Here is a 22,187-nt window from a genome sequence, read left to right as displayed (position 1 = left end):
GCAGGCTCAGTGCGGCAGCAGGCGCGTGAGCGCGGCGCTCGCGAGCGTTGCGATCTGCGCGAGGAAGTCGGTGGCCATCCCGTCGTGGAAGCGGCGCGGGTCGGGCGAACCCAGTACGAGCAGGCCGAACGCGGGCGCATCGGTGCCGGCGAGCGGCGCGCGCAGCGCGAGCAGCGCGACCGATGCGGCCGAGCCGTCGCCGGCCGGCGGCGCGGCTTCCGCGCCTTCCGCCGCATTCGCGGCCGGGACGGCGACCGCGGGCGCGAGCCACTGCGCGGCCTCGAAGCCCGTGTTCGCACCGCAGTACGGCGTCGACAGGCCGTTCGTGAACAGGCGCACTTCCTCGCCGACCTGGCGCGCGAAGTCGGCCTGCGAATAGGTGTCGGCGACGTCCCACACGCGCAGTGCCGTCTGCGGCACGTCGAATACGTCGGCGATGCCGTCGGCGATCGTGCGCGGCAGCGCGTACGGATCGCGTTCCGCGATCACGCGGGCGGTCCAGCGGCTGAACTTCGCGGACAGGCTGTCGTTCTCGTGGCCGTAGCGCACGAGTTCGGCGAGCCGGCGCTCGAGATGCTTGTTCTTGTCGCGCAACATCTCCATCTGCCGCTCCTGCAGCGAGATCGCGGCCTTGCCGTGCGGGTTCGCGAGGCGGATCGTTGCGAGCAGTTCGGCGTGCTGCGCGAAGAATTCGGGATTGGCGAGCAGGTAGTCGGCGACTTCGCGATCGTTCATGTGGCTGGAGCGTTCAGTTATCAAGGACGTTGCAGGGTCAGGCGGGCAGGTCGATCTCGCCTTCGAACACGGTCGTGGCGGGCCCGGCCATCATCAGCGCGGCAGCTTCGTCGCGTGCACCGTCCCAGCTGATCGTCAGCGTGCCGCCGTGCGTGTGCACGGTCACGGGCGAATCGAGCAGGCCGCGCCGGATGCCGGCCGCGACCGCCGCGCACGCGCCGGTGCCGCACGCGAGCGTCTCGCCCGCCGCGCGTTCGTACACGCGCAGCCGCACTTCGCTGCGCGACACGATCTGCATGAAGCCGGCGTTCACGCGCTCCGGGAAGCGCGCGTGGTGCTCGATCAGCGGGCCTTCCTCGAGCACCGGATACGCTTCGGCGTCGTCGACGATCTGCACCGCGTGCGGGTTGCCCATCGACACCGTCGAGATCCAGCGCGTCGCGCCGCCGACGTCGAGCGGCCACAACGTGTCGCGGCCCTCGGTGCGGCCGTCGAGGCCCGCCGCATCGAATGGCACCTGCGCCGGCGCGAACACGGGCGCACCCATGTCGACGACGACTTCGCCGTTGTCCTGCATCGTCAGCGTGATCAGGCCCTTCATCACCTGCACGCGCACGCTGCGCTTGTCGGTCAGGCCGCGGTCGCTGACGAACTTCACGAAGCAGCGCGCGCCGTTGCCGCAGTGTTCGACCTCGCCGCCGTCGCAATTGAAGATCCGGTATTTGAAATCGACGCCGTCGACGGTCGGTTTTTCGACGAGCAGCAACTGATCGGCGCCGATGCCGAAGTGGCGGTTGGCGAGCGCGCGCACCTGCGCTTCGGTGAGCGGCGGCAATGCGCGCGAATAGCCGTCGAGCACGACGAAGTCGTTGCCCGCGCCGTGCATCTTGGTGAACGAGAGTTTCACTGGGTCCGGATTTCCATGGCGAACAAGGCGGTCAGCGCGGCTCGCGCGACGCCGCGCCATGCCGGGCGGCCTCGTTCGTCGTGCTGATCTCAACCGCAAATGATACATGCAGCCGACTGGGGCGTCCTGCGCGGGCGTTCCGGGCGTTTTCGTACTCGTTCAATTGATGAGGCCACCGGGAGATTCGTATTGTTTCGTCATACGCCCTGTCAACCTCCAGCGAGCTCATTTAAGCCATGAACCGCATCTTCAATCCGCCCCATCCGGGCGAGACGCTGCGCGACGACGTGCTGCCGGCGCTTGGCCTGACTGTCACCGAGGCCGCGTCGCAGCTGGGCGTGACGCGTGCCGCACTGTCGCGAATCCTGCACGGCCATGCCGGCATCTCGCCGGAAATGGCGCTGCGCCTCGAAGCGTGGCTCGGCGAGGAAAACGGGGGGCGGGCCGATCTGTGGCTCGCGCAGCAGTCGGCCCACGATCTGTGGCGCGCGCGCGCGAAGGGCGCGCCGAAGGTGGCGAGGGCGCAGGCGCGCACGTGACGGCCCGCCTGCGAACGTCTTCCGGCAGGGTCAGTACAGGCTCGGCTCGCCGGCCGGGCGCGTCTTGAAGCGCTTGTGGACCCAATAGTATTGCTCGGGCATCAGCGGGATCTGTTCCTCGAGGAATTCGTTCATCCGCCGTGCGTCGAGATCGTCGTCGCCCGTCGGGTAGTGATCCCACGGCTTGAATACCTTCAGGCGATAACCCTTGTAGTTCGGCAGCACTTCGCCGATGAACGGCACGACCTGCGCGCGGCCCGTCTTCGCGAGCCGGCCGACCGCCGTCAGCGTGCACGCGGGCACGCCGAAGAACGGGACGAACGTCGAATTGCGCAGCCCGTAATCCATGTCGGCGCCGAGCATTACCGGCTTGCGGTCGCGCAGCCAGCGCAGCACGACGCGCGCACTGTCCGCGCGGCCGACCATCTCGGCGTCGAAACGCCCGCGCGCCTTCTTCGCCTCTTCCTCGAGCACGGCGTTCGAGAACGGCTGGTAGAGCGACCCGCAGCGGCGGTGGAGGGAACGGTTCAGCCAGATCGAGCCGGCTTCGATGCCCACGAAGTGCAGGCCGAGGAACAGCGTCGGCGGCAGGTCCGGATCGTCGAGGTCGACCGCGCTGTCGACCTGGATCAGCTTCGCGAGCTTTTTCTCCGAGCCGAACCACTGCACGCTGCGCTCGACGTAGCTGCGGATCGCATGGCGGAAATGCTGGCCTGCCACTTCCTCGCGGCGTGCGTCGCTCCAATCCGGGAAGCAGAGTTTCAGATTGGTGTGTACGATGCGTTTTCGCCGGCTGGGGATCTTGTAGAGCAGCCAGCCGAGACCATCGCCGAACCGTGCGGTCAGGCCGTACGGCAACAGGGCGAGCAGTTTCAGCAAGCCAATGGCGAGGTGCGTGCCTAGACGACCTAGCATGCGAAACCTCCGTGGGACCGGCTGGCCGGCGCGTTGCGAACAGGTAGGTGAGACAGCGGAAGATGCAGCACGGGCGGGGCTCTGTGACAATTCAGGAAAGCCGCTATAATACGGGCTTCGCCGAGTTAACTGACAACTTGCGGGGCGAAGCCGGTTGGCGTCATACGCGCTGCCCGGTCCTGGTAATCCGCTAAAGCGTCGCCGCTTCAGGCCCAACGAAGCTGGCTACGTGAAACCAACCGTAACCACACAGGAGCCTGAAAAAGTGGCAAACGATTATCTCTTCACGTCCGAATCCGTCTCCGAAGGCCATCCGGACAAGGTCGCGGACCAAATCTCGGACGCGATCCTCGACGCCATCCTCGAGCAAGACAAGTATTCCCGCGTCGCGGCGGAAACGCTGTGCAACACGGGTCTCGTCGTCCTGGCCGGTGAAATCACCACGACGGCCAACATCGACTACATCCAGATCGCGCGCGACACGATCAAGCGCATCGGCTACGACAACACCGACTACGGCATCGACTACAAGGGTTGCGCGGTGCTCGTCGCGTACGACAAGCAGTCGCCGGACATCGCCCAGGGCGTCGATCGTGCACACGACGACAACCTCGATCAGGGTGCGGGCGACCAGGGTCTGATGTTCGGTTACGCGTGCGATGAAACGCCGGAACTGATGCCGCTGCCGATCTACCTGTCGCACCGTCTCGTCGAGCGCCAGGCCAGCCTGCGCCGCGACGGCCGCCTGCAATGGCTGCGCCCGGACGCGAAGTCGCAGGTCACCGTCCGCTACGTCGACGGCAAGCCGCATTCGATCGACACCGTCGTGCTGTCGACGCAGCACGCACCGGACATCGAACTGCCCGCGCTGCGCGAAGCCGTGATCGAGGAAATCATCAAGCCGACGCTGCCGGCCGACCTGATCAAGGGCGACATCAAGTTCCTGGTGAACCCGACCGGCCGGTTCGTGATCGGCGGCCCGCAGGGCGATTGCGGCCTGACCGGCCGCAAGATCATCGTCGACACGTACGGCGGTGCCGCACCGCACGGCGGCGGCGCGTTCTCGGGCAAGGATCCGTCGAAGGTCGACCGTTCGGCTGCGTACGCAGGCCGCTACGTCGCGAAGAACATCGTCGCCGCCGGCCTCGCGTCGCGCGCGCTGATCCAGGTGTCGTACGCGATCGGCGTCGCCGAGCCGACCTCGGTGATGGTCAACACGTTCGGCACGGGCCGCGTGTCGGATGCGGTGATCACGAAGCTCGTGCGCGAGCATTTCGACCTGCGTCCGAAGGGCATCATCAAGATGCTCGACCTGCTGCGCCCGATCTACGAGAAGACGGCCGCTTACGGCCACTTCGGCCGCGAAGAGCCGGAATTCTCGTGGGAAGCGACCGACAAGGCACTCGCACTGGCCGAAGCGGCCGGCGTCGAGCCGACGGCACGCGTCGCGTAAGCGTCGTTCGCCTGAAATGAAAAACCCCGGCTAGCCGGGGTTTTTTTATGGGTTCCGATCGTCGGGGCAATCGGACAAACGAACAAACGGACAATGGCGCGACGGCGATCGTCGCGCGCGGTGCCCGCCGGCGTGCGCTCAGCGCGCGCCGAACCCGAACCAGCCGTTGCTGGCCGCGAGGCGGCGCGGACGGTTGACGCGGCGTTGCGGCCCGAGCGTGCGGCGCAGCGCGAGCGCGCGCAGCGACGACGGTTTCTGCAGCAGGGAGCGCAGGCCGGCACGGCGCGAGAACGCCTGTGCACTCATCATCGAGAAAAATGCGTGGAACCACGCACGGATACCGTCCAGCCGGCTGTGTGCGGGCGTGCGCTCGGCCAGCGCCTGCGTGCGTGCGCGGTGATGGCGCAGCGAGCGGACAGGAGCGGTCGGCACGACGCGCTTCGCAGCGCGGCTGAGACGGGAAGTCAGACGGAATGGCATGTGAACGATGCTTCGCTTGTATGGATGGCGCCCTGGAGAGCGCACTGGTATGAACGGCCTCGGATGACGCAACGGATCTTACTGAAACTCGCTGCGCGCCGCGCCCGCCAGAATTGACAGGCCGCGACAGGCTACAGGGGATTCATGACGGGCAAAAGTCGCGATAAACCCTTGTGCCACAAGGCGTGTGCCGCATACCGCCTGTCGGTGAGGCAGGTGCCGCGACGAACAGTTCCCTTGAGCCGGATCAAATCCGCGATTGGCATGCCCCTGCGCACGACAATGGTGCTGTTCGCGGCATCCGGCGCCGATTTACAATCGTCACATTCACACAATAAACGTCTGGCATCCCATGTCGTCTCCATTGCAGTCGGAATCGATCCGCGCGCAAGTCGCGGAATTGCGCGAGCGCGGCTTTGTCGTCGCGCGTGGCCTCGTCGGCGAAGCGCAGTGCGCGGCGCTCAGGCAGATCGCGGAGCGCCAGTTGCGGGAGGCGGCCGAGCCGATCGAGTTCGAGGCGGATCTGCGCTATCCGGGCGCGCCCGAGTCCAAGCATGCGCCGGGCGGGCATACGGTGCGGCGGCTGCTCGATGCGTATTCACGCGATCCGGCGTTCGCCGAGCGCGCGATCGCACCCGAAATCGGGGCGTGGATGCGCGAGTATTTCGGCGAAGAACCCGTGCTGTCGCGCGCGCATCACAACTGCATGATGACGAAGCATCCCGCGTACGGCAGCCTGACCGGCTGGCATCGCGATTTCCGCTACTGGTCGTTCGAGCGCCCGGACATGGTGTCGGTGTGGCTCGCACTCGGGCCGGAAACGAACGAGAACGGCGCACTGTGGCTCGTGCCGGGGTCGCATACGGCCGAATTCGGGCCTGAAGCGTTCGACGATGCGAAGTTCTTCCGCAGCGACCTGCCGGCGAACCGGAAGATGATCGATGCGGCCACGTGCCCATCGCTGCAGACGGGCGACGTGGTGTTCTTCCACAGCAACACGCTGCATTCGGCCGGGCAGAACCGTTCCGACCAGGTGAAGTTCTCGCTCGTGTACACCTATCACGGCGCGAGCAACCGGCCGCTACCCGGCACGCGCTCGGCGTCGAAACCGGAAGTGCAGTTCTAGGTTCGGACCGGACGGGCGGTGACACCACCGCGGTCACGCGATGCGGTGCATCGCCGGCGGATGAAGCGACGGGCGGCCTGGCCGCCCGTTTCGTTTGGCGCGGCCCGGTCGCACGACGCGGGCCGTGTGTGCATCGCGCGGCTGCGCGATCAGCGTTTGTTGCCCGGCATCGCGAGGCCGATCAGGCCGATGAACGATGCGACGGCGCCGCCCGCGATCAGCAGGATCGTCTTCGTCGCGGGCGAACCGGTGAAGAAGCGCGACACGTTGTCGTTGATCGAATGGAACGACTGGCCGCCGAAATACAGCAGCACGACGCCGCCGACGAGCAGTGCAACCGAGATGACCCGGGACATACCAACCTCGCTGAAACGGTGATTCGAGACGCCGCAGTGTAGGCGACGACCGCGGCCGCGTCCATCGCCGTGCCGCCGTGCGCGATCCGGCTGCTTTCGCTACCATAGTCGTCGTATGACTCCTTCGCCGTCGCCGCGCCGTGTGCGCGGCAAGCGCGACCTTTCCCCGATGTCCTGACGGAACAGACTCATGGCCTACGAAGCAGCTTCCGAACGTTATGCCGACATGCAATACCGCACCTGTGGCAAATCCGGGCTCAAACTGCCCGCGCTGTCGCTCGGCCTGTGGCACAACTTCGGCGACTCGACGCCGATCTCGACGCAGCGCGAAATCCTGCGTACGGCGTTCGACCTCGGCATCAACCACTTCGATCTCGCGAACAACTACGGGCCGCCGTACGGCAGTGCCGAAACCAACTTCGGCCGGCTGCTGAAGGAGGATTTCCGGCCGTATCGCGACGAGTTGCTGATCTCGACGAAGGCCGGCTGGGACATGTGGCCGGGGCCGTACGGCAGCGGCGGCGGGTCGCGCAAGTACGTGCTCGCGAGCCTCGACCAGAGCCTGCAGCGGATGGGGCTCGACTACGTCGACATCTTCTATTCGCACCGCTTCGACGCGCACACGCCGCTCGAGGAAACGGCGGGCGCGCTCGCGTCGGCCGTGCAGCAGGGCAAGGCACTCTATATCGGCATTTCGTCGTATTCGGCGGCGAAGACGCGCGAGATGGCCGAGCTGCTCGCGCAGTACAAGGTGCCGCTGCTGATCCATCAGCCGTCGTACAACCTGCTGAATCGCTGGGTCGAAACCGAGCTGCTCGGCACGCTCGACGAGATCGGCACGGGCAGCATCGCGTTCACGCCGCTCGCGCAGGGGCTGCTCACGTCGAAGTACCTGAACGGCGTGCCGGCCGACGCGCGCGTGAACAAGCCGGGCGGTGGCTCGCTGAAGCAGGATCACCTGAGCACGGACAACCTCGAGCACGTGCGCAAGCTCAACGCGATCGCCGAGCGGCGCGGGCAGAGCCTTGCGCAGATGGCGCTCGCGTGGGTGCTGCGCAACGGCCGCGTGACGTCCGCGCTGATCGGCGCGAGCCGTGCGGAGCAGGTGCGTGAAAACGTCGGTGCGTTGAAGCACCTCGAATTCTCGGCGGAGGAACTCGCGGAGATCGATCGTTACGCGACGGAAGGCGGCATCAATCTGTGGGAAAAGCCGTCCACCGATCAGGCGATCTGACCGGCGGTCGATACGGCATGCGAAACATCGCGTGTCGTATCAATGGCTCGCGTGCGGCCTGTCGCATCGCTGCGGTGCAGCGATGCACGGCACGCACGGGTGGTGCGCCGCTAGATCAGCGCAGGCAGGCCTTCGACGAGCAATACCGCAACGCCGACGCCGAGGATGACGCCCAGTACGCGTAGCAGGTTGTGGCGGAATTCGGTTGCGCACGGCACCGCGCCGAGAAATAGCGCTCCGGCCAGCGCCATCGGAATCAACAGGATGAAGTCGCCGATCGTGAAGTAGGTTGTCATGCGTGTCTCCAGTGTCGGCCGGAGTTAGCGCTTCAGCGCTTACTCCGGCCCCATCCCTGTGGGATTTCGGCCGGAGTCGGCACCTCAGCGCTTACTCCGGCCCCATCCCTGTGGGATTTCGGCCGGAGTCGGCACGTCAGCGTTTGCTCCGGCTCCATGCCGGGTGTTTCTAGTGTTGGTCGCAACCCGATTGCGAGCGGGGCGGTCAATTCGAGTATAGGCAACCGGCAGCGCTTTTCGCTATCCGAACCATTAAAAATCAGCGGAATGCCCGGCGTATCACGCATTTTTCCCGCAAGTCAGACGAACACCTTGCGCGCATCTTTCCCGTGCCTTTCGATTTCTGCGGATTCGTCGCATGTGTCCGGTGCGTGCCGCCGCACCCGCGGGCGCGGCGGCACGCCCGCTCATGCGCGGTCGGGTTGCACGCGGGCGGCCGGCGCGCGGAATACGAGCGCGAGCCCCGCGATGATCGCGCCCATGCCGGCGAGCGCGAGCGGCTCGGGCCGGTTGCCGAGCCACACGGCATCCATCAGCGTGGTGACGACGGGCACGAGATAGAACAGGCTCGTCACGTTGACGAGGTCGCCGCGCTGCATCAACCGGTAGAACAGCAGTTGCGCGATCACCGAAATCACGATGCCGAGCCACAGCAGCGGGATCACGAACGCCCAGCTCATGTCGAACGACACCGGCCGGAACGGCACGATCGCCACGCACAGCGCGAGGCCGATCGCATTCTGCAACGGCAGCACGTCGGCGGGCGCCGCCCGAACGCGCTTTTGCAGCAGCGAGCCGGCGGTCAGCGCGACGAGCGCGGTGAGCGCGCACGCGATGCCCGCGAGCGACAGGCCGCCGTCGCCGACGCCGCGGCACACGACGAGCGCGAGGCCGGCGAGCGACAGCGCGAGCCCCGCGATGCGCACGGGCTGCCAGCGTCGCTCGACGAGCGCGAGCGTGAGGATCGGCTGCACGCCGAGGATCGTGGCGAGCACACCCGGCGCGATCCCGCGTTCGAGCGCGAGCAGGTAGAAGATCGAATAGCCGCCCATCATCAGCAAGCCGGTCAGCGCGGCCATGAGCCGTTCGCCGCGCGGCGGCAGCCAGCGTTTGCGCACGAAAGCCAGCCCGAGCAGCACGAGCGATGCCAGGGTGAAACGTGCGGTGAGAAAGACGAACGCGGATGCGTGACGCAGACCGAGTTCAGCGAAGATCGCGCCGCTGCTCCACAGCAGCACGAAGAGCGACGTCGCGCCATGCGCGGCGAGCGCGCGTTTGAACGAAACCATGTGAATCCACCTGTCGAACGGATCGGAACGTTCCATTCGCGCGCGCAGCAGCGCGCCGTGCGTCACGACGCACGAATGCAAGCCTGCGGGCGAATGGAAGACGAAACGGAAGCCGGCTGGTCAGCCGGCGCGTGCCGCCGGAGGGGGCGGCGCGGCGCCGACGAGCGGCGGTGCGACAGGAGGAGGAAGAACCGACGGATGCGCGCACGCCTGCGGCCGCGAGTCGAACTGCGGCCGGGATTTTGCAAGGGCGGACGTGAGCGGATGCATCGGATCGGAATGCGCTGGAACGCGAATGAGCATCAAAGGTACCGCAAGGCCGGCATCGGACGCAACCACTGTCGGTGGCATCGCATGACGCAGCGCGGCGTGCGGTGAAGCCCGCGGCGATGCGGGCGGTGCGTGCGCAACCGTCGTCGTGCCGGTTGCGTTCGAGGTACGGGGAAGGCGATGACGGCGAGGCGTCGATCGGCTACGGCGGTCGCGCGAAATTTCCCGGTGATGCGGCAGCGGGCCCGCGATGCGCGCGCGGCATGCGTCACGGGCGCGTCGCGGTGCCGACGCGGATTCGGCGGGCAGTCACATTCGACAGGGTATGATGGGGGTAACCGGGCGGGCAAGCGCCTGTCCGGCGCAGTGGTTGATTGGAGACATTCGACGAATTCGCGGCACTTCGCCTGCTTCTTCTTCTTTTCGCGCTTCGATAAACCGTGAACAATGGGATTACGCGCAACGCTCCGACGAGAGCGCGCGGATCGTGCATTTGCCGGCTCGTCACCGAGCCGGGTTTCAAGAGTCAAGAGTGGGGAACCATCATGCATGTCGGGTCGATTGTCTGCACTACCCATATCGCTGTGCCGAAGGGCGCACGCGGCATCGTCCAGCGCATCCTGGGCGACATGGCCATGGTGACCTGGTACGCGGGCGTACCGGGCGAGTCGAAGGAACTCAACACCGAGCCGTTCTTTCTCGAGGACCTGATCGACACCGGCGAATCCGTGCTGCCGGCCGGCGCGGCGCTTCACTGAGCGTACGCCGCACCGGGCGCTCGTCTTTCGGCCCGGCTGGCGGCACAATGCGGGGCATGAAAGACGTCACTTCCGCTCCCGCTTCTCCCGCCGGCCCGCCGTTCGCCGGACTCACGCCCGAGTGCGTGCTCGATGCGCTCGACAGCGTGCTGATGCCGGCCGGCCTGCGCACCGACGGGCGCCTGCTCGCGCTCAACAGCTACGAAAACCGCGTGTATCAGGTGGGCATCGAAGACGGCCCGCCGGTCGTCGCGAAGTTCTACCGTCCGGCCCGCTGGTCGGACGAAGCGATCCTCGAAGAGCACGCGTTCGTCGCCGAGCTCGCCGCGCGCGAGATTCCGGCGGTGCCCGCGCGCGCATTCGACGGCCGCACGCTGCATGCGTTCGACGGTTTCCGCTTCTCGATCTTCGAGCGGCGCGGCGGCCGCGCACCTGACCTCGACCGCAGCGACACGCTCGAATGGCTCGGCCGCTTCATCGGCCGGATCCATGCGGTCGGCGCGACGCAGCCGTATGTCGCGCGTCCCGTGCTCGATATCGGTACGTTCGGCTACGAGCCGCGCGACTACCTGCTCGCGCACGATTTCATTCCGGTCGATGTGCGGCCCGCGTATGAGACCGCCGTGACGCTCGCGCTCGAAGGCGTCGAGGCCGCGTTCGAGCGGGCGGGCGAGATCCGCCTGCTGCGCACGCACGGCGACTGTCATCCGAGCAACGTGCTGTGGACCGATGCCGGCCCGCACTTCGTCGACTTCGACGACAGCCGGATGGCGCCCGCGATCCAGGATCTGTGGCTGCTGTTGCCGGGCGATCGCGAAGGCGCGTCGCGGGCGCTCGCGGACCTGCTGGCCGGCTACGAGGATTTCTGCGAATTCGAGCCGCGCGAGTTGCATCTCGTCGAAGCGCTGCGCACGTTGCGGCTGATCCACTACGCGGCATGGCTCGCGCGGCGCTGGGACGATCCCGCCTTTCCCGCCGCGTTCCCGTGGTTCAACACGCACCGCTACTGGGAAGCACGCGTGCTCGAGTTGCGCGAGCAGATCGGCGCGATGCAGGAAGGGCCGCTCTGGCCCGTATGACGGCACGCGCGGCACCGGCGCCGCGCGGCCTGTCGGGGCGGGCCGCGGCGCGATGCGCGCGGCCCGTTCGATCCCGTCCGTTCAGAACTTCAGCATCAGCTTGATCAGCGCGGCGAAGCGCTTGCCGTACGGCGGCGCGAGCAGGTTGCGCGCGTTCAGGCGCGCCTGCGTGAGTACCGGCTTCATCTTCGAGAACGTCACGAAGCCGTCGTAGCCGTGATAGGCGCCCATGCCGCTCGCACCGACACCGCCGAACGGCAGGCTGCCGCACGCGATGTGCATCAGCGTTTCGTTGATCGACACGCCGCCCGAGATCGTTTCGCGCATCACGCGGTCGATCGTGCCGCCGTCCTCGTCGAACAGGTAGAGCGCGAGCGGACGCGGGCGCGCATTCACGTATGCGATCGCTTCGTCGAGCCGCTCATACGGCACGAGCGGCAGCAGCGGCCCGAAGATTTCCTCCTGCATCAGCTGCGACGCGGCCGGCACCTGCGTGACCGCGCACGGCACGAAGCGGCGCGATGCAGGATCGGATTGCGCGTCGGACAGCGGATGCAGCTGCGCGCCGGCCGCCTGCGCGTCGCTGGCCAGCTGCTGCAGCCGGGCGTAGTGGCGCGGCGACACGATCGTCGTGTAGTCGCCGTTGGCCGACAGGTCGGGGTACATCTTCGCGAACCGTGCCCGCGCGCGCTCGATGAACGCGGCCTCCATCCCGCGCGGCAGCAGCACGTAGTCGGGCGCAATGCAGGTCTGGCCCGCGTTCAGCGTCTTGCCCGCGACGATCGCGTCGACGGCCGCATCGAAGCGCGCGTTCGGCCCGACGATGGCCGGCGACTTGCCGCCGAGTTCGAGCGTGACGGGCGTGAGGTTGTCGGCGGCCGCGCGCATCACGTGGCGGCCGACGTGCGTCGAACCGGTGAACAGCAGATGATCGAACGGCAAGCCGCTGAACGCGGCGCCCACTTCAGCATCGCCGTTCACGACCGCGACGTGGTCGCGCGTGAAGGTCTTCGCAATGAGCTGCTCGAACAGCGCCGACGTGCGCGGCGTCAGTTCGGACATCTTGATGATCGCGCGGTTGCCGGCCGCGAGCGCGCAGATCAGCGGGCCGGCCGCGAGCAGCACCGGGTAGTTCCACGGTACGACGATGCCGACCACGCCGAGAGGCTGCGGAATCACCTTCGCGCGCGCCGGGCGCAGCCACTTGTTCATCGGCTTGCGGATCGGTTTCATCCAGCGCTTGCCGTGCTTGAGCGCGTCGTCGATCTCTTCCTTCGCCATCCAGATTTCCGACAGCAGCACTTCCTGCTTCGCGCGATGACCGAAATCGGCGCTGATTGCTTCGGCGAGTGCGTCCGCGTGGTCGATCAGCATCGTGCGCAGCGCGCGCAAGTGCTGCACGCGCGTTTCCCAAGCCGGGTACGGTGCGCGCAGGTAGGCCGCGCGCTGGTCGCGTAGCAGCGACGTCAGTGCATCGACCGACGGCAGTGCTTGCGGGGCCAGTTCGGGCAGGTCGTTCTTCATGTCGTCTCCTCCAGTTGGGCCTGGCTGGTCGGCCGGCCGTCACGCCGCACGCGCACGCTCGGCGAGCGCGGCGACGCGGATCGGGGTGGTGCGTGTCGCGCGGCGCGGGGCCGGATGCGACGTGTGCTCGAAAACCGGTTCATGCGTGCAGCGGGCGTCGCATCCACGCGACGGTGTGTGCATCCGGAAACCGTGTTGCGGCGCGTGGGCATGCAGTGCGATGCAACCGTTGCCGGGCGCGCGACGCCGCGGCGCGACTGCCCGCCTGCACACCGAAGCGGGGCGGCGCGACGGGGCCGTCAAATCATGCCGCGGCGCATCGTGCCGCCGTGGCGACAAACCGTCCAAACGGTCGGCGACGACAGGTGCCGTTCGATTTCGATCGACTGCGCGCATGACGCGGGGCATCTCCGCGCGGGCAGCCGTTTGAAATGAAATGCGGGCTGCGCGCATCGCATCCGGACAACCCGGTCGGCACGCGGCCTGCAGAACCTGGCGCTGCATCGTCGTCTCTCCCGTTTCGCGACGGATCGGCTTCTCGTGGCCGGCGCGTCGCGCAAAGCGAATCGATACATCTTAAATTTAGTTCACGCAGGCGTTTAGAGGAATCGCTCTTGAATCCGCGCGCCGCGCGCACGGTGGCGATTCCTACAATGCCCGAACACTACAAAGACGCGGTCGCGCGGCGGTGCCGGGCGCCTTCCATGAGACGACGGAGACGTGACATGCAATACGACTACATCATCGTAGGCGGCGGGTCGGGCGGGTCGAGCCTGGCAGGCCGTCTCGCCGATGCCTGCCCCGATGCGACGATCGCGCTGATCGAGGCCGGCTCGCATACGGAGCGCAACCTGCTGGTCAACATGCCGGTCGGCATCGCGGCGCTGGTACCGTTCAAGCTCGGCACGAACTACGGCTACGAGACGGTGCCGCAGCCGGGCCTCGGCGGGCGGCGCGGCTACCAGCCGCGCGGGCGCGGGATGGGCGGGTCGAGCGCGATCAACGCGATGATCTACACGCGCGGCCACCCGGGCGACTACGACGAATGGGCGCAGCTCGGCGCGACGGGCTGGGGCTGGCAGGACGTGCTGCCGTATTTCCGGCGCGCGGAAGGCAACGAACGTGGCGCCGATGCGTGGCACGGCGCGGACGGCCCGCTGTCGGTGTCGGATCTGCGCTTTCGCAATCCGTTCTCCGAACGATTCATCCAGGCCGCGCATGCGGCCGGCTATCCGCTGAACGACGACTTCAACGGCGCGACGCAGGAAGGCGTCGGCTTCTATCAGGTCACGCATCGCGACGGCTCGCGCTGCAGCGTCGCGCGTGCGTATATCTACGGCCGCAACCGGCCGAACCTGCACGTGATCACCGATGCGACGGTGCTGCGCGTCACGTTCGACGGCAAGCGCGCGGCCGGCGTCGCGGTCGCGCGCAACGGGCGCGTCGAGACGCTCGACGCGCGCGCGGAAGTGATCCTGTCGGCCGGCGCGTTCAATTCGCCGCAACTGCTGATGTGCTCGGGAATCGGCCCGGCCGAGCAACTGCGCCGGCACGGGATCGCCGTCGTGCAGGATGCGCCGGACGTCGGCACGAACCTGATCGACCACATCGACTTCATCATCAACACGCGCGTGAATTCGTCGGAGCTGGTCGGCGTGTGCCTGCGCGGGATCGCGAAGATGACGCCCGCGCTCGCGCGCTATTTCTCGAGCCGCACCGGGATGATGACGAGCAACGTCGCGGAGGCCGGCGGCTTCATCAAGAGCGATCCGTCGCTCGAGCGCCCCGACCTGCAGCTGCATTTCTGCACGGCGCTCGTGGACGACCACAACCGCAAGATGCACTGGGGCTTCGGCTATTCGCTGCACGTGTGCGCGCTGCGGCCGTTCAGCCGCGGCACGGTGACGCTCGCGACCGGCGATGCGCGTGACGCACCGCTGATCGATCCGCGCTTCTTCAGCGATTCGCGCGATCTCGACCTGCTCGTGCGGGGCACGCAGGCGATGCGCAGGATCCTGTCGCAGGCGCCGCTCGCGTCGCAGGGCGGGCGCGAGCTGTACACGCGGGCGGACCAGAGCGAAGCGGAGCTGCGCAAGACGATCGTCGAGCATGCCGACACGATCTACCACCCGGTCGGCACCTGCCGGATGGGGTCGGACGCGCACGCGGTCGTCGATCCGCAACTGCGCGTGCGCGGCGTCGAAGGATTGCGCGTGGTGGACGCGTCGGTGATGCCGACGCTGGTCGGCGGGAACACGAATGCGCCGTCGGTGATGATCGGCGAACGCGCGGCGGACTTCATCGTCGCGGCGCGCAAGGGCGGTGTGTCGCGCGGCGAGGCGGCTGCCGCGGTGCACGGCCGCTGAACGGCGCGCGCACGCGGGCAGTCATGCTCAGGCAAACGTATCGACGAGGCCGGCGCGGCTCACGCTCGCGGCGACCGGTGCGGATTGCGCAGCGTCGACCGGTGCATCGACGGCTGACGATCCGCCGCTCCCGCGCCGCGACGACTGCCCGCCGGCGAAGGACGATTGCGGGTTCTGCTGCTGCGAAGCGAAGCCGCCGTCGCTGACGGTCGCGCTGCCCAGGCCGAGCCCGCCCGATTCCATCGCTTCGCGCAGCTTCGGCAGCGCGGCTTCGACCGCGTCGCGCACCTGCGCGTGCTGCGACACGAACAGCGCGTGCGCGTGATTGTCCGCGACACGCAGCACGACCTGCAGCGGCCCGAGATCGGGCGGGTTGAGCGTCAGTTCGGCGCTCTGCTGGTGCGCATTCGACAGGAACACGACCTTCTGGCTCAGCGCGTCCGTCCAGTCCGGGGTGCCGACGTGCGGGGCGAGCACGTGCGCGTTCGCCGCGGCGATCGCCCCCGCGGCCGGCGACAACTGCAGGTTCGCCTGTGTCGCGGCCGCCGCCGTTGCGCCGGCCGCGAGCGTCGCGCTGGCGGCCGGATCCGTCGCGTCGCCGGCTGCCGCGAGCGCGTGCTGCTCGCCCGACTGCGCGTTCGCGTTGGCCTGCAGCGCCTGCGCGGTGGCCTGCGCCGGCGTTTGCTGGGTCGCGAGCGCCCCCTTCGCGTCGGCGAGGGTGCGGTCGAAGGTCGGGACCTTCGGTGTCAGCGGTGCGGCGGCGCCGGTCGATGCGGTCGATGCCGATGCCGACGCGGTCGCGCCGGCCGCGGGCATCGCGATCGCGCCCGAGCCGCCCGTCAGCCTGTCGAGCGCGGTCTGCAGCGCATCGCGGCCCGACGCGGGCGCGGCCGGCTGGGCGGCCGCGGCGGTGTCCGCGGCCGCGTGATCCGCCAGCGTGGCCGTGGCATCGGGCTGGCCGGACACGGCCGCCTTTTGTGCAGCGGCGGCGGCGGCAGCCGGATCGACCGGCGCCGCGTTGTCCATGCGCGCCTGCAGTTGCGCCTGCACGGCCGCGGCGGCCGCGAGCGCGGCGGCGTCGGGGTTGGCGGCGGCGTTCGTGGTCGTATCGTCGGTTGCGTCGTCGTCATCGGTCGCGGACGGCTTCGTGCCGGCGGCCGGCTTCGACGAAGCCTGTTTCGTCGAAGCATCCGGCACGCCGGCATTCGACGAATCGCGACGCGTGACGACGCTTTGCTTCAGCGTCTGCGCGAACGGCACGGCGGCCGTGGCATCGTTGCCGGCGGCGGCGCCGGACGAACCCGAGCCGCGGGCGGCCTGGAGTGCGGTGCCGGCGGTGTCGAGCAGCGCGCCGAGCAGGGGCAGGGGAGGCATGACGTTCTCTCGTTCGAATGCGGTGGTCGGTTACGACGAACGGGCCGCGTCGGCCCGCATGCGCAGGATCTTCGCGGCGTGTTCGTCGGCATCGCGCTGCTCGCGCCGGGCTTCGCGCTTCGCTTCCTGCGCGACGCCGCGCGCCTGCAGGATTTCATACGAGCCGACGGTGCGTTTCTTCTGTTGCCAGTTCGGGCGTGCTTCGTCGATACGGACTTCGGCCGCGGCCAGCACGCTGCGCTGCTGTGCGATCGCGGCGTCGAGCGTGTCGATGAACGCCTGGAAATTGCGCCAGTTGCCGGCCGGCATCCCGTGCTGGGCGGATTGCGAGAAGCGCGCGTGGTATTCGTCGCGGTAGCGCAGCAGCGCGTCGAGCTGCTCGGCGGCCGCGGTGCGGTCGCGCTGCGCGGTGCCGAGCTGCTTCGCGGCCGAGTCGAGGTCGTCCTGCGCGCGGTCGAGCAGCAACTGAAGGGGAAAGCCGTGAGCCATCTGGATCAGCCTCCGTAAGCGTCGAACAGTGCATCGAGCCCGGCGAGGCTCGACGCGAACGGCGCGCATTCGCGAAAGCCCTGCTGGAGGAACGCCTCGATGCGCGGATAGAGCGCGATCGCGCGGTCGAGCTGCGCGTCGCGGCCGGGCGCGTACGCGCCGACCGCGATCAGGTCGCGATTGCGCTGGTAGCGCGACAGCATCTGCTTGAACTGCCGGACGTGGTCGAGATGCGTTTCGTCGATCAGCGCGGTCATCGCGCGGCTGATCGACGCCTCGATGTCGATCGCCGGATAGTGGCCGGCCTCGGCAAGCGCACGCGACAGCACGACGTGGCCGTCGAGGATCGCGCGCGCCGAATCGGCGATCGGGTCCTGCTGGTCGTCGCCTTCGGTCAGCACCGTGTAGAACGCGGTGATCGAGCCGCCGCCCTCCGGCCCGTTGCCGGTGCGCTCGACGAGCGCCGGCAGCTTCGCGAACACCGACGGCGGGTAACCCTTGGTCGCGGGCGGCTCGCCGATCGCGAGCGCGATCTCGCGCTGCGCCATCGCGTAGCGCGTCAGCGAATCCATCAGCAGCAGCACGTGCTTGCCCTGGTCGCGGAAATACTCGGCGAGCGACGTCGCATAGGCCGCGCCCTGCATCCGCAGCAGCGGCGATACGTCGGCCGGCGCCGCGACGACGACCGAGCGTGCGAGCCCGTCCTCGCCGAGGATCTGTTCGATGAACTCCTTCACTTCGCGGCCGCGTTCTCCGATCAGCCCGATCACGATCACTTCCGCGCTCGTGTAGCGCGCCATCGTGCCGAGCAGCACCGACTTGCCGACGCCGGAGCCGGCGAACAGGCCCATCCGCTGGCCGCGGCCGACGGTGAGCAGCGCGTTGATCGCACGCACGCCGACGTCGAGCACGTGGTGGATCGGTTCGCGCTCGAGCGGGTTGATCGACGGCGCCGACAGCGGCGCGTCGACCTTCGACGTGAGCGGGCCGAGGCCGTCGAGCGGGCGGCCCGACGCGTCGACGACGCGCCCGAGCATCTCCCAGCCGACCGGCAAACGCTTCGCGCCCGCGAGCGGATCGGCCACCGGCGCGGTTTCGCGGGGCCAGACGCGCGCACCGGGCAGCACGCCGGCGACGTCGGTGGTCGGCATCAGGAACAGGCGGTCGCCGGCGAAGCCGACGACTTCCGCTTCCGCGTGCGGCAGCGTGCTGCCGGGCGGCAGTTCGATCGTGCATTCGGCGCCGACCGACAGGCGCAGCCCGATCGCCTCGAGCACGAGGCCGGCCGCGCGCGTCAGGCGGCCGCACGGGCGCAGCGGCAGCGCGCGATGGCTGCGCGCGGCGAGGCCGTTCAGGTGCGTGCGCCAGTGCGCGAGATGCGGGTTGTGCGGCGCGCGCGGCGCGTGCCCGGCGGGCGGCGTGGCGCCGGAAGCGTCGGCCGCTGCGGCGGCGCCGTGCGGGTGTGCGTCATGCGTGTCGTGTGCGGCGTCGGGGCCGAACGACGCGAGCGCGAGTTCGCGTTCGAGCGGCGTCAGGCCGTCGTGCGCGAGCGCTTCGGGCGGCCGCGTCACCACGTGCTCACCTTGCCGATCGCGGCGGCGACGCGCTGCCAGCGCGTGGGCAGCGTCGCGTCGACCTCGCCGGTCGCGGCGTGCGCGCGGCAGCCGCCGCGCTCGATCGACGCGTCGGTGCGTACGTTCCAGCCGAGCGTATCGAGATCGTCCTGCAGGTAGGCTTCGACGACGGGCAGGTCGGCTGGATTCACCGCGAGATGCGGTGCGCCGGACAGCGCGGGTTCGGCCGCGAGCACGTCGCGCACGGCCGCGACGAGCGCGGCCGGGTCGTGCTTCACGTGCTGACGCACGACCTGTTGCGCGATGTCGAGCGCGAGCTGCGCGATGTCGGCGGCCAGATCGTGCTCGACGCTCGACACGGCCTCGTGGAACGACGCGGCGAGCGCCGCGAGCTGCGCGGCCTGTTCGCGCGCGTCGGCCTGGCCGGCTTCGAACCCCTGTGCGCGGCCCTGCTCGAAACCGGCCTGGTAGCCGAGCGCCTGGCCTTCGACATGGCCGGCCGCATGGCCTTCGGCGTGCGCGGCGTCGCGCACGCGCTGCAGGTCCTCGGCGAGCGCGGCGGCGGCCGCTGCCGCGTCGTCGGGCGGCGGCGGGGGCGGCGGCGGGTCGAACGACGCCATCTCCCACCGCTGGTAGGCGGTGAGGGTGCCCGCGCGATCGCTCGCCGAATCAGACATACGCGTCTTCCGCCTTGCCGCCGATCGCGATCGCGCCGCTCTCGGCCAGGTTGCGCACGATCTGCAGGATGCGGCGCTGCTGCGTCTCGACTTCGGACACGCGTACCGGGCCGCGCGCGTCGAGATCCTCGGCGAGCAGTTCGGCCGCGCGCTGCGACATGTTCGCGAGGAACTTCTGGCGCAGCGCGGGCGGCGCGCCCTTCAGCGCGATGATCAGCGTTTCCGACTCGACTTCCTTGAGCACCATCTGGATCGCGCGGTCCTCGAGGTCGAGCAGGTTCTCGAACACGAACATCTGGTCGACGATCTTCTGCGCGAGATCCGCGTCGTACTGGCGCACGCTTTCGAGCACGCCTTCCTCATGCACGCTGGTCATGAAGTTCAGGATCTCGGCCGCGGTGCGGATGCCGCCCATCGGGCTGCGCTTCAGGTTGTCGCTGCCGGACAGCAGGCCCGTCAGCACGTCGTCGAGTTCGCGCAGCGCGGCCGGCTGGATGCCGTCGAGCGTCGCGATCCGCAGCATCACGTCGTTACGCAGGCGTTCGGTGAAGCACGACGCGATCTCGGATGCCTGGTCGCGGTCGAGGTGCACGAGGATCGTCGCGATGATCTGCGGATGCTCGTTCTTGATCAGTTCTGCCACCGCGCCCGAGTCCATCCACTTCAGGCCCTCGATGCCGCTCGTGTCGCTGCCCTGCAGGATGCGGTCGATCAGCACGCCGGCCTTGTCCTCGCCGAGCGCCTTGGTCAGCACCGAGCGGATGTAGTCGCTCGAATCGAGCGACAGCGCGGTGTGCTGCTCCGCTTCCTTCGCGAATTCCTGCAGCACGTCCTCGACCTGCTCGCGCGTGACGTTCTTCAGCGCGGCCATCGCGGCGCCGATCTTCTGGACCTCGCGCGGCGCGAGGAACTTGAATACCTGCGCGGCCTCTTCCTCGCCGATCGACATCAGCAGCAGCGCGCTCTTGGTCAAGCCTTCAGCGTTCATCGGACACCCAGTTCTTCACGACGGTGGCGACGATCTTCGGATCCTGGCGGGCGATCGAGCGCGCGTAGTCGAGGTTGCGTTCGTAACGGTTCTTTTCGCTTTCGAAACCGAGCAGCAGCGCGTCGGGTTCTTCGGCCTTCTCCGGCGCCGGCAGGCCGTCGAGCGCGACCGGATCTTCCGGCGCGGCGAGCGCCGCCGCGACCGGCTCGGGCGGCGGGAACGCGCGGCGCATCGCCGGGCGCACGAACATGAAGTAGAGCGCCGCCGCAGCCGCCGCGATGCCGAGCCACTTCGCGGCTTCCTTCGCCATCGCGATCATGTCGGGCTGGCGCCACCACGGCAGGTCGGCGTACGGGTCGCTCGCGGTCGAGAACGCGCTGTTCACGACGTTCACCGAGTCGCCGCGCTTCGCGTCGTAGCCCATCGCATCCTTCACGAGCTGTTCGACCTGCGCGAGCTTCGCCGGCGGCAGCGGCTGCATCGTCACGTGGCCCTTCGCGTCGGCGACCGGCTGGTAGTTGACGACGACCGCGACCGACAGCCGCTTCACGCTGCCCATCGGCTGCTCGAGGTGACGGATCGTCTTGTCGAGCTCGTAGTTGGTCGTCTGGTCCTTGCGGTCGCTCACGGGCGTCGTCTGCGGCGCGTTCTGGCCGTTGCCGGCGACGATCGGCGCGGACGCCGGCTGCGGCGGCGTGTTCGACAACGCGCCCGGCACGCCCGACGCGCCGCCCTGCGCGAGCTCGGTCGCGCTGCTGGTCTGCTGGCTGCGGATCGCGGATTGCTGCGGATTGCCGTTCGGGCCGTAGCTTTCCGACGTCTGCTCGACCTTCGAGAAATCGAGGTCCGCGCTGACCTGCGAGCGCGCGTTGCCCGTGCCGAAGATCGGCGCGAGGATCGCGTCGATGCGCTTCTGCGTGTTGTGCTCGACCTGCTGCACGTACTTGAGCTGGCTCGCGTCGAGGCCGGATGCCGAGGCGGTCTGGGTCAGCAGGTTGCCGTCCTGGTCGACGATCGTCACGTTCTTCGCGGGCATGTCGGGCACGCCGGACGACACCATCCGCGTGATCGCCTGCACCTGGCCCTCGTCGAGCACGCGGCCCGGGTAGAGGTCGACGAACACCGACGCGCTCGGCGCTTCCTTGTCGCGCACGAACACCGACGGCTTCGGGATCGCGAGATGCACGCGCGCGCCGCGCACGGCGTTGATCGATTCGATGGTGCGCTGCAGCTCGCCTTCGAGCGCGCGCTGGTAGTTGATCTGCTCGGCGAACTGGCTGATGCCGAACTTCTGGTTGTCCATCAGCTCGAAGCCGACCGAGCCGCCCTTCGGCAGCCCCATCGCGGCGAGCTTCAGGCGCGTTTCATGTACCTGGTTCGACGGCACGAGGATCGCGCCGCCGGCATCGGCGAACTTGTAGGGAACGTTTGCCTGCTGGAGCGCGGCGATGATCGCGCCGCCGTCGCGATCCGACAGGTTGCTGTACAGCACGCGATAGTCGGGCGCGCGGCTCCACAGCACGAGCGCGGTGATCACGGCGACCGCGAACGCGACGGCGATCAGGAACGGCAGCTTCGGGTTGCCCTTCATCCGCGAGATGCCGGGAATGCGTTCCGCGAAGCCGCCAAGCCCGAAGTCCGCGCCTGCGCCACCCGCGCCCGGCAACGCGGCGGCCGCGGCGGCGCCGGGCGCCGGGCTGGCGAGGCCCGCGCGGGCGTCTGGGTTGATCAGCGAGTTGGCCTGCGAATCCATGCGTC

21 protein-coding genes are annotated in these 22,187 nt (G+C 68.6%); 7 read left to right on the top strand and 14 right to left on the bottom strand.

What is annotated here, in order from left to right; translation table 11 throughout:
* Window positions 1–6: 6 nt before the first annotated feature.
* Together PQB87_RS17190 and dapF are read right to left on the bottom strand one after the other, a co-directional pair.
* The gene (locus PQB87_RS17190) at window positions 7–735 is read right to left on the bottom strand and encodes a DUF484 family protein (protein ID WP_059619551.1); all 729 of its coding nucleotides are present in this window, start codon (window positions 733–735) and stop codon (window positions 7–9) included.
* A 37-nt stretch (window positions 736–772) separates the two neighbouring features.
* Window positions 773–1,642: a diaminopimelate epimerase gene (gene dapF / locus PQB87_RS17185; protein WP_027788876.1), complete on the bottom strand. Its 870-nt coding sequence runs from the start codon at window positions 1,640–1,642 to the stop codon at window positions 773–775.
* Window positions 1,643–1,878: 236 nt separating this feature from the next.
* Between dapF and PQB87_RS17180 the strand changes: the two genes are divergently transcribed.
* The gene (locus PQB87_RS17180; protein WP_060064514.1) at window positions 1,879–2,181 is read left to right on the top strand and encodes a HigA family addiction module antitoxin; all 303 of its coding nucleotides are present in this window, start codon (window positions 1,879–1,881) and stop codon (window positions 2,179–2,181) included.
* Window positions 2,182–2,211: 30 nt separating this feature from the next.
* Here the strand turns inward: PQB87_RS17180 and lpxL are convergent, their stop codons facing one another.
* Window positions 2,212–3,096 (bottom strand): lauroyl acyltransferase LpxL, encoded by an 885-nt coding sequence (gene lpxL / locus PQB87_RS17175; RefSeq protein ID WP_021163506.1) that lies wholly within the window; start codon window positions 3,094–3,096, stop codon window positions 2,212–2,214.
* A gap of 265 nt (window positions 3,097–3,361) precedes the next feature.
* On the opposite strand from lpxL, the gene metK reads away from it, so the two are divergent.
* Entirely contained in the window at window positions 3,362–4,549 is a 1,188-nt protein-coding gene (gene metK / locus PQB87_RS17170; protein WP_011353531.1) for a methionine adenosyltransferase, read from the top strand.
* A gap of 138 nt (window positions 4,550–4,687) precedes the next feature.
* Here metK and PQB87_RS17165 read toward each other — a convergent pair whose 3' ends face one another.
* Window positions 4,688–5,029 (bottom strand): hypothetical protein, encoded by a 342-nt coding sequence (locus PQB87_RS17165; RefSeq protein ID WP_111942197.1) that lies wholly within the window; start codon window positions 5,027–5,029, stop codon window positions 4,688–4,690.
* Between the two features lie 352 nt (window positions 5,030–5,381).
* Between PQB87_RS17165 and PQB87_RS17160 the strand changes: the two genes are divergently transcribed.
* Window positions 5,382–6,155 carry a phytanoyl-CoA dioxygenase family protein gene (locus PQB87_RS17160; RefSeq protein ID WP_027788879.1) on the top strand — a complete coding sequence of 258 codons (774 nt, stop codon included), beginning with the start codon at window positions 5,382–5,384 and terminating at the stop codon, window positions 6,153–6,155.
* A 149-nt stretch (window positions 6,156–6,304) separates the two neighbouring features.
* Here the strand turns inward: PQB87_RS17160 and PQB87_RS17155 are convergent, their stop codons facing one another.
* Window positions 6,305–6,511: a DUF3185 family protein gene (locus PQB87_RS17155; protein ID WP_021163509.1), complete on the bottom strand. Its 207-nt coding sequence runs from the start codon at window positions 6,509–6,511 to the stop codon at window positions 6,305–6,307.
* A 190-nt stretch (window positions 6,512–6,701) separates the two neighbouring features.
* On the opposite strand from PQB87_RS17155, the gene mgrA reads away from it, so the two are divergent.
* Entirely contained in the window at window positions 6,702–7,745 is a 1,044-nt protein-coding gene (gene mgrA, locus PQB87_RS17150; RefSeq protein ID WP_060064511.1) for an L-glyceraldehyde 3-phosphate reductase, read from the top strand.
* 110 nt (window positions 7,746–7,855) lie between these two features.
* Here mgrA and PQB87_RS17145 read toward each other — a convergent pair whose 3' ends face one another.
* Window positions 7,856–8,041: a hypothetical protein gene (locus PQB87_RS17145; protein ID WP_011353526.1), complete on the bottom strand. Its 186-nt coding sequence runs from the start codon at window positions 8,039–8,041 to the stop codon at window positions 7,856–7,858.
* A 407-nt stretch (window positions 8,042–8,448) separates the two neighbouring features.
* Window positions 8,449–9,330, bottom strand: a complete 882-nt coding sequence (locus PQB87_RS17140) for a DMT family transporter (protein WP_489242414.1) — start codon at window positions 9,328–9,330, stop codon at window positions 8,449–8,451.
* Between the two features lie 815 nt (window positions 9,331–10,145).
* Here PQB87_RS17140 and PQB87_RS17135 point away from each other — a divergent pair.
* On the top strand, window positions 10,146–10,358 hold the full coding sequence (locus tag PQB87_RS17135; RefSeq protein WP_004198969.1) for a hypothetical protein: 213 nt from the start codon (window positions 10,146–10,148) through the stop codon (window positions 10,356–10,358).
* Between the two features lie 56 nt (window positions 10,359–10,414).
* On the top strand, window positions 10,415–11,437 hold the full coding sequence (locus PQB87_RS17130; RefSeq protein WP_404824643.1) for a serine/threonine protein kinase: 1,023 nt from the start codon (window positions 10,415–10,417) through the stop codon (window positions 11,435–11,437).
* An 81-nt stretch (window positions 11,438–11,518) separates the two neighbouring features.
* Here the strand turns inward: PQB87_RS17130 and PQB87_RS17125 are convergent, their stop codons facing one another.
* Window positions 11,519–12,961 (bottom strand): coniferyl aldehyde dehydrogenase, encoded by a 1,443-nt coding sequence (locus PQB87_RS17125; RefSeq protein ID WP_059853221.1) that lies wholly within the window; start codon window positions 12,959–12,961, stop codon window positions 11,519–11,521.
* A gap of 725 nt (window positions 12,962–13,686) precedes the next feature.
* Between PQB87_RS17125 and PQB87_RS17120 the strand changes: the two genes are divergently transcribed.
* Window positions 13,687–15,327, top strand: a complete 1,641-nt coding sequence (locus tag PQB87_RS17120; RefSeq protein ID WP_027788884.1) for a GMC family oxidoreductase — start codon at window positions 13,687–13,689, stop codon at window positions 15,325–15,327.
* 27 nt (window positions 15,328–15,354) lie between these two features.
* Here PQB87_RS17120 and PQB87_RS17115 read toward each other — a convergent pair whose 3' ends face one another.
* From PQB87_RS17115 to fliF, 6 genes are read right to left on the bottom strand one after another with little or no spacing between them, the layout of a single operon-like run.
* A complete protein-coding gene (locus PQB87_RS17115) occupies window positions 15,355–16,701 on the bottom strand; it encodes a flagellar hook-length control protein FliK (RefSeq protein ID WP_489242413.1) in 1,347 nt (448 codons plus the stop codon).
* Between the two features lie 30 nt (window positions 16,702–16,731).
* The gene (gene fliJ, locus PQB87_RS17110) at window positions 16,732–17,190 is read right to left on the bottom strand and encodes a flagellar export protein FliJ (RefSeq protein WP_021163734.1); all 459 of its coding nucleotides are present in this window, start codon (window positions 17,188–17,190) and stop codon (window positions 16,732–16,734) included.
* Window positions 17,191–17,195: 5 nt separating this feature from the next.
* Window positions 17,196–18,764: a flagellar protein export ATPase FliI gene (gene fliI / locus PQB87_RS17105; RefSeq protein WP_175831682.1), complete on the bottom strand. Its 1,569-nt coding sequence runs from the start codon at window positions 18,762–18,764 to the stop codon at window positions 17,196–17,198.
* Window positions 18,758–19,441: a flagellar assembly protein FliH gene (fliH, locus tag PQB87_RS17100; protein ID WP_489242412.1), complete on the bottom strand. Its 684-nt coding sequence runs from the start codon at window positions 19,439–19,441 to the stop codon at window positions 18,758–18,760. Before fliH ends, fliI begins: the two co-directional genes overlap by 7 nt.
* On the bottom strand, window positions 19,434–20,429 hold the full coding sequence (fliG, locus tag PQB87_RS17095; RefSeq protein ID WP_027788887.1) for a flagellar motor switch protein FliG: 996 nt from the start codon (window positions 20,427–20,429) through the stop codon (window positions 19,434–19,436). Before fliG ends, fliH begins: the two co-directional genes overlap by 8 nt.
* Window positions 20,419–22,182: a flagellar basal-body MS-ring/collar protein FliF gene (gene fliF, locus PQB87_RS17090; RefSeq protein ID WP_048026708.1), complete on the bottom strand. Its 1,764-nt coding sequence runs from the start codon at window positions 22,180–22,182 to the stop codon at window positions 20,419–20,421. The genes fliG and fliF overlap by 11 nt, the downstream gene beginning before the upstream one ends.
* Window positions 22,183–22,187: the final 5 nt, after the last annotated feature.

Source organism: Burkholderia sp. KL41 (assembly GCF_057005415.2).
This window is presented reverse-complemented; position numbering and strand designations above follow the sequence as displayed.

Bases quoted from the DNA above. Each gene is read 5' to 3' on its own strand.
- fliH (WP_489242412.1), bottom strand. From the start codon at position 19,441: ATGTCTGATTCGGCGAGCGATCGCGCGGGCACCCTCACCGCCTACCAG.
- PQB87_RS17160 (WP_027788879.1), top strand. From the start codon at position 5,382: ATGTCGTCTCCATTGCAGTCGGAATCGATCCGCGCGCAAGTCGCGGAA.
- PQB87_RS17125 (WP_059853221.1), bottom strand. From the start codon at position 12,961: ATGAAGAACGACCTGCCCGAACTGGCCCCGCAAGCACTGCCGTCGGTC.
- PQB87_RS17165 (WP_111942197.1), bottom strand. From the start codon at position 5,029: ATGCCATTCCGTCTGACTTCCCGTCTCAGCCGCGCTGCGAAGCGCGTC.
- PQB87_RS17190 (WP_059619551.1), bottom strand. From the start codon at position 735: ATGAACGATCGCGAAGTCGCCGACTACCTGCTCGCCAATCCCGAATTC.
- PQB87_RS17180 (WP_060064514.1), top strand. From the start codon at position 1,879: ATGAACCGCATCTTCAATCCGCCCCATCCGGGCGAGACGCTGCGCGAC.
- fliG (WP_027788887.1), bottom strand. From the start codon at position 20,429: ATGAACGCTGAAGGCTTGACCAAGAGCGCGCTGCTGCTGATGTCGATC.
- PQB87_RS17135 (WP_004198969.1), top strand. From the start codon at position 10,146: ATGCATGTCGGGTCGATTGTCTGCACTACCCATATCGCTGTGCCGAAG.
- PQB87_RS17130 (WP_404824643.1), top strand. From the start codon at position 10,415: ATGAAAGACGTCACTTCCGCTCCCGCTTCTCCCGCCGGCCCGCCGTTC.
- fliF (WP_048026708.1), bottom strand. From the start codon at position 22,182: ATGGATTCGCAGGCCAACTCGCTGATCAACCCAGACGCCCGCGCGGGC.
- PQB87_RS17140 (WP_489242414.1), bottom strand. From the start codon at position 9,330: ATGGTTTCGTTCAAACGCGCGCTCGCCGCGCATGGCGCGACGTCGCTC.
- PQB87_RS17120 (WP_027788884.1), top strand. From the start codon at position 13,687: ATGCAATACGACTACATCATCGTAGGCGGCGGGTCGGGCGGGTCGAGC.
- PQB87_RS17155 (WP_021163509.1), bottom strand. From the start codon at position 6,511: ATGTCCCGGGTCATCTCGGTTGCACTGCTCGTCGGCGGCGTCGTGCTG.
- PQB87_RS17115 (WP_489242413.1), bottom strand. From the start codon at position 16,701: ATGCCTCCCCTGCCCCTGCTCGGCGCGCTGCTCGACACCGCCGGCACC.
- lpxL (WP_021163506.1), bottom strand. From the start codon at position 3,096: ATGCTAGGTCGTCTAGGCACGCACCTCGCCATTGGCTTGCTGAAACTG.
- mgrA (WP_060064511.1), top strand. From the start codon at position 6,702: ATGGCCTACGAAGCAGCTTCCGAACGTTATGCCGACATGCAATACCGC.
- fliJ (WP_021163734.1), bottom strand. From the start codon at position 17,190: ATGGCTCACGGCTTTCCCCTTCAGTTGCTGCTCGACCGCGCGCAGGAC.
- PQB87_RS17145 (WP_011353526.1), bottom strand. From the start codon at position 8,041: ATGACAACCTACTTCACGATCGGCGACTTCATCCTGTTGATTCCGATG.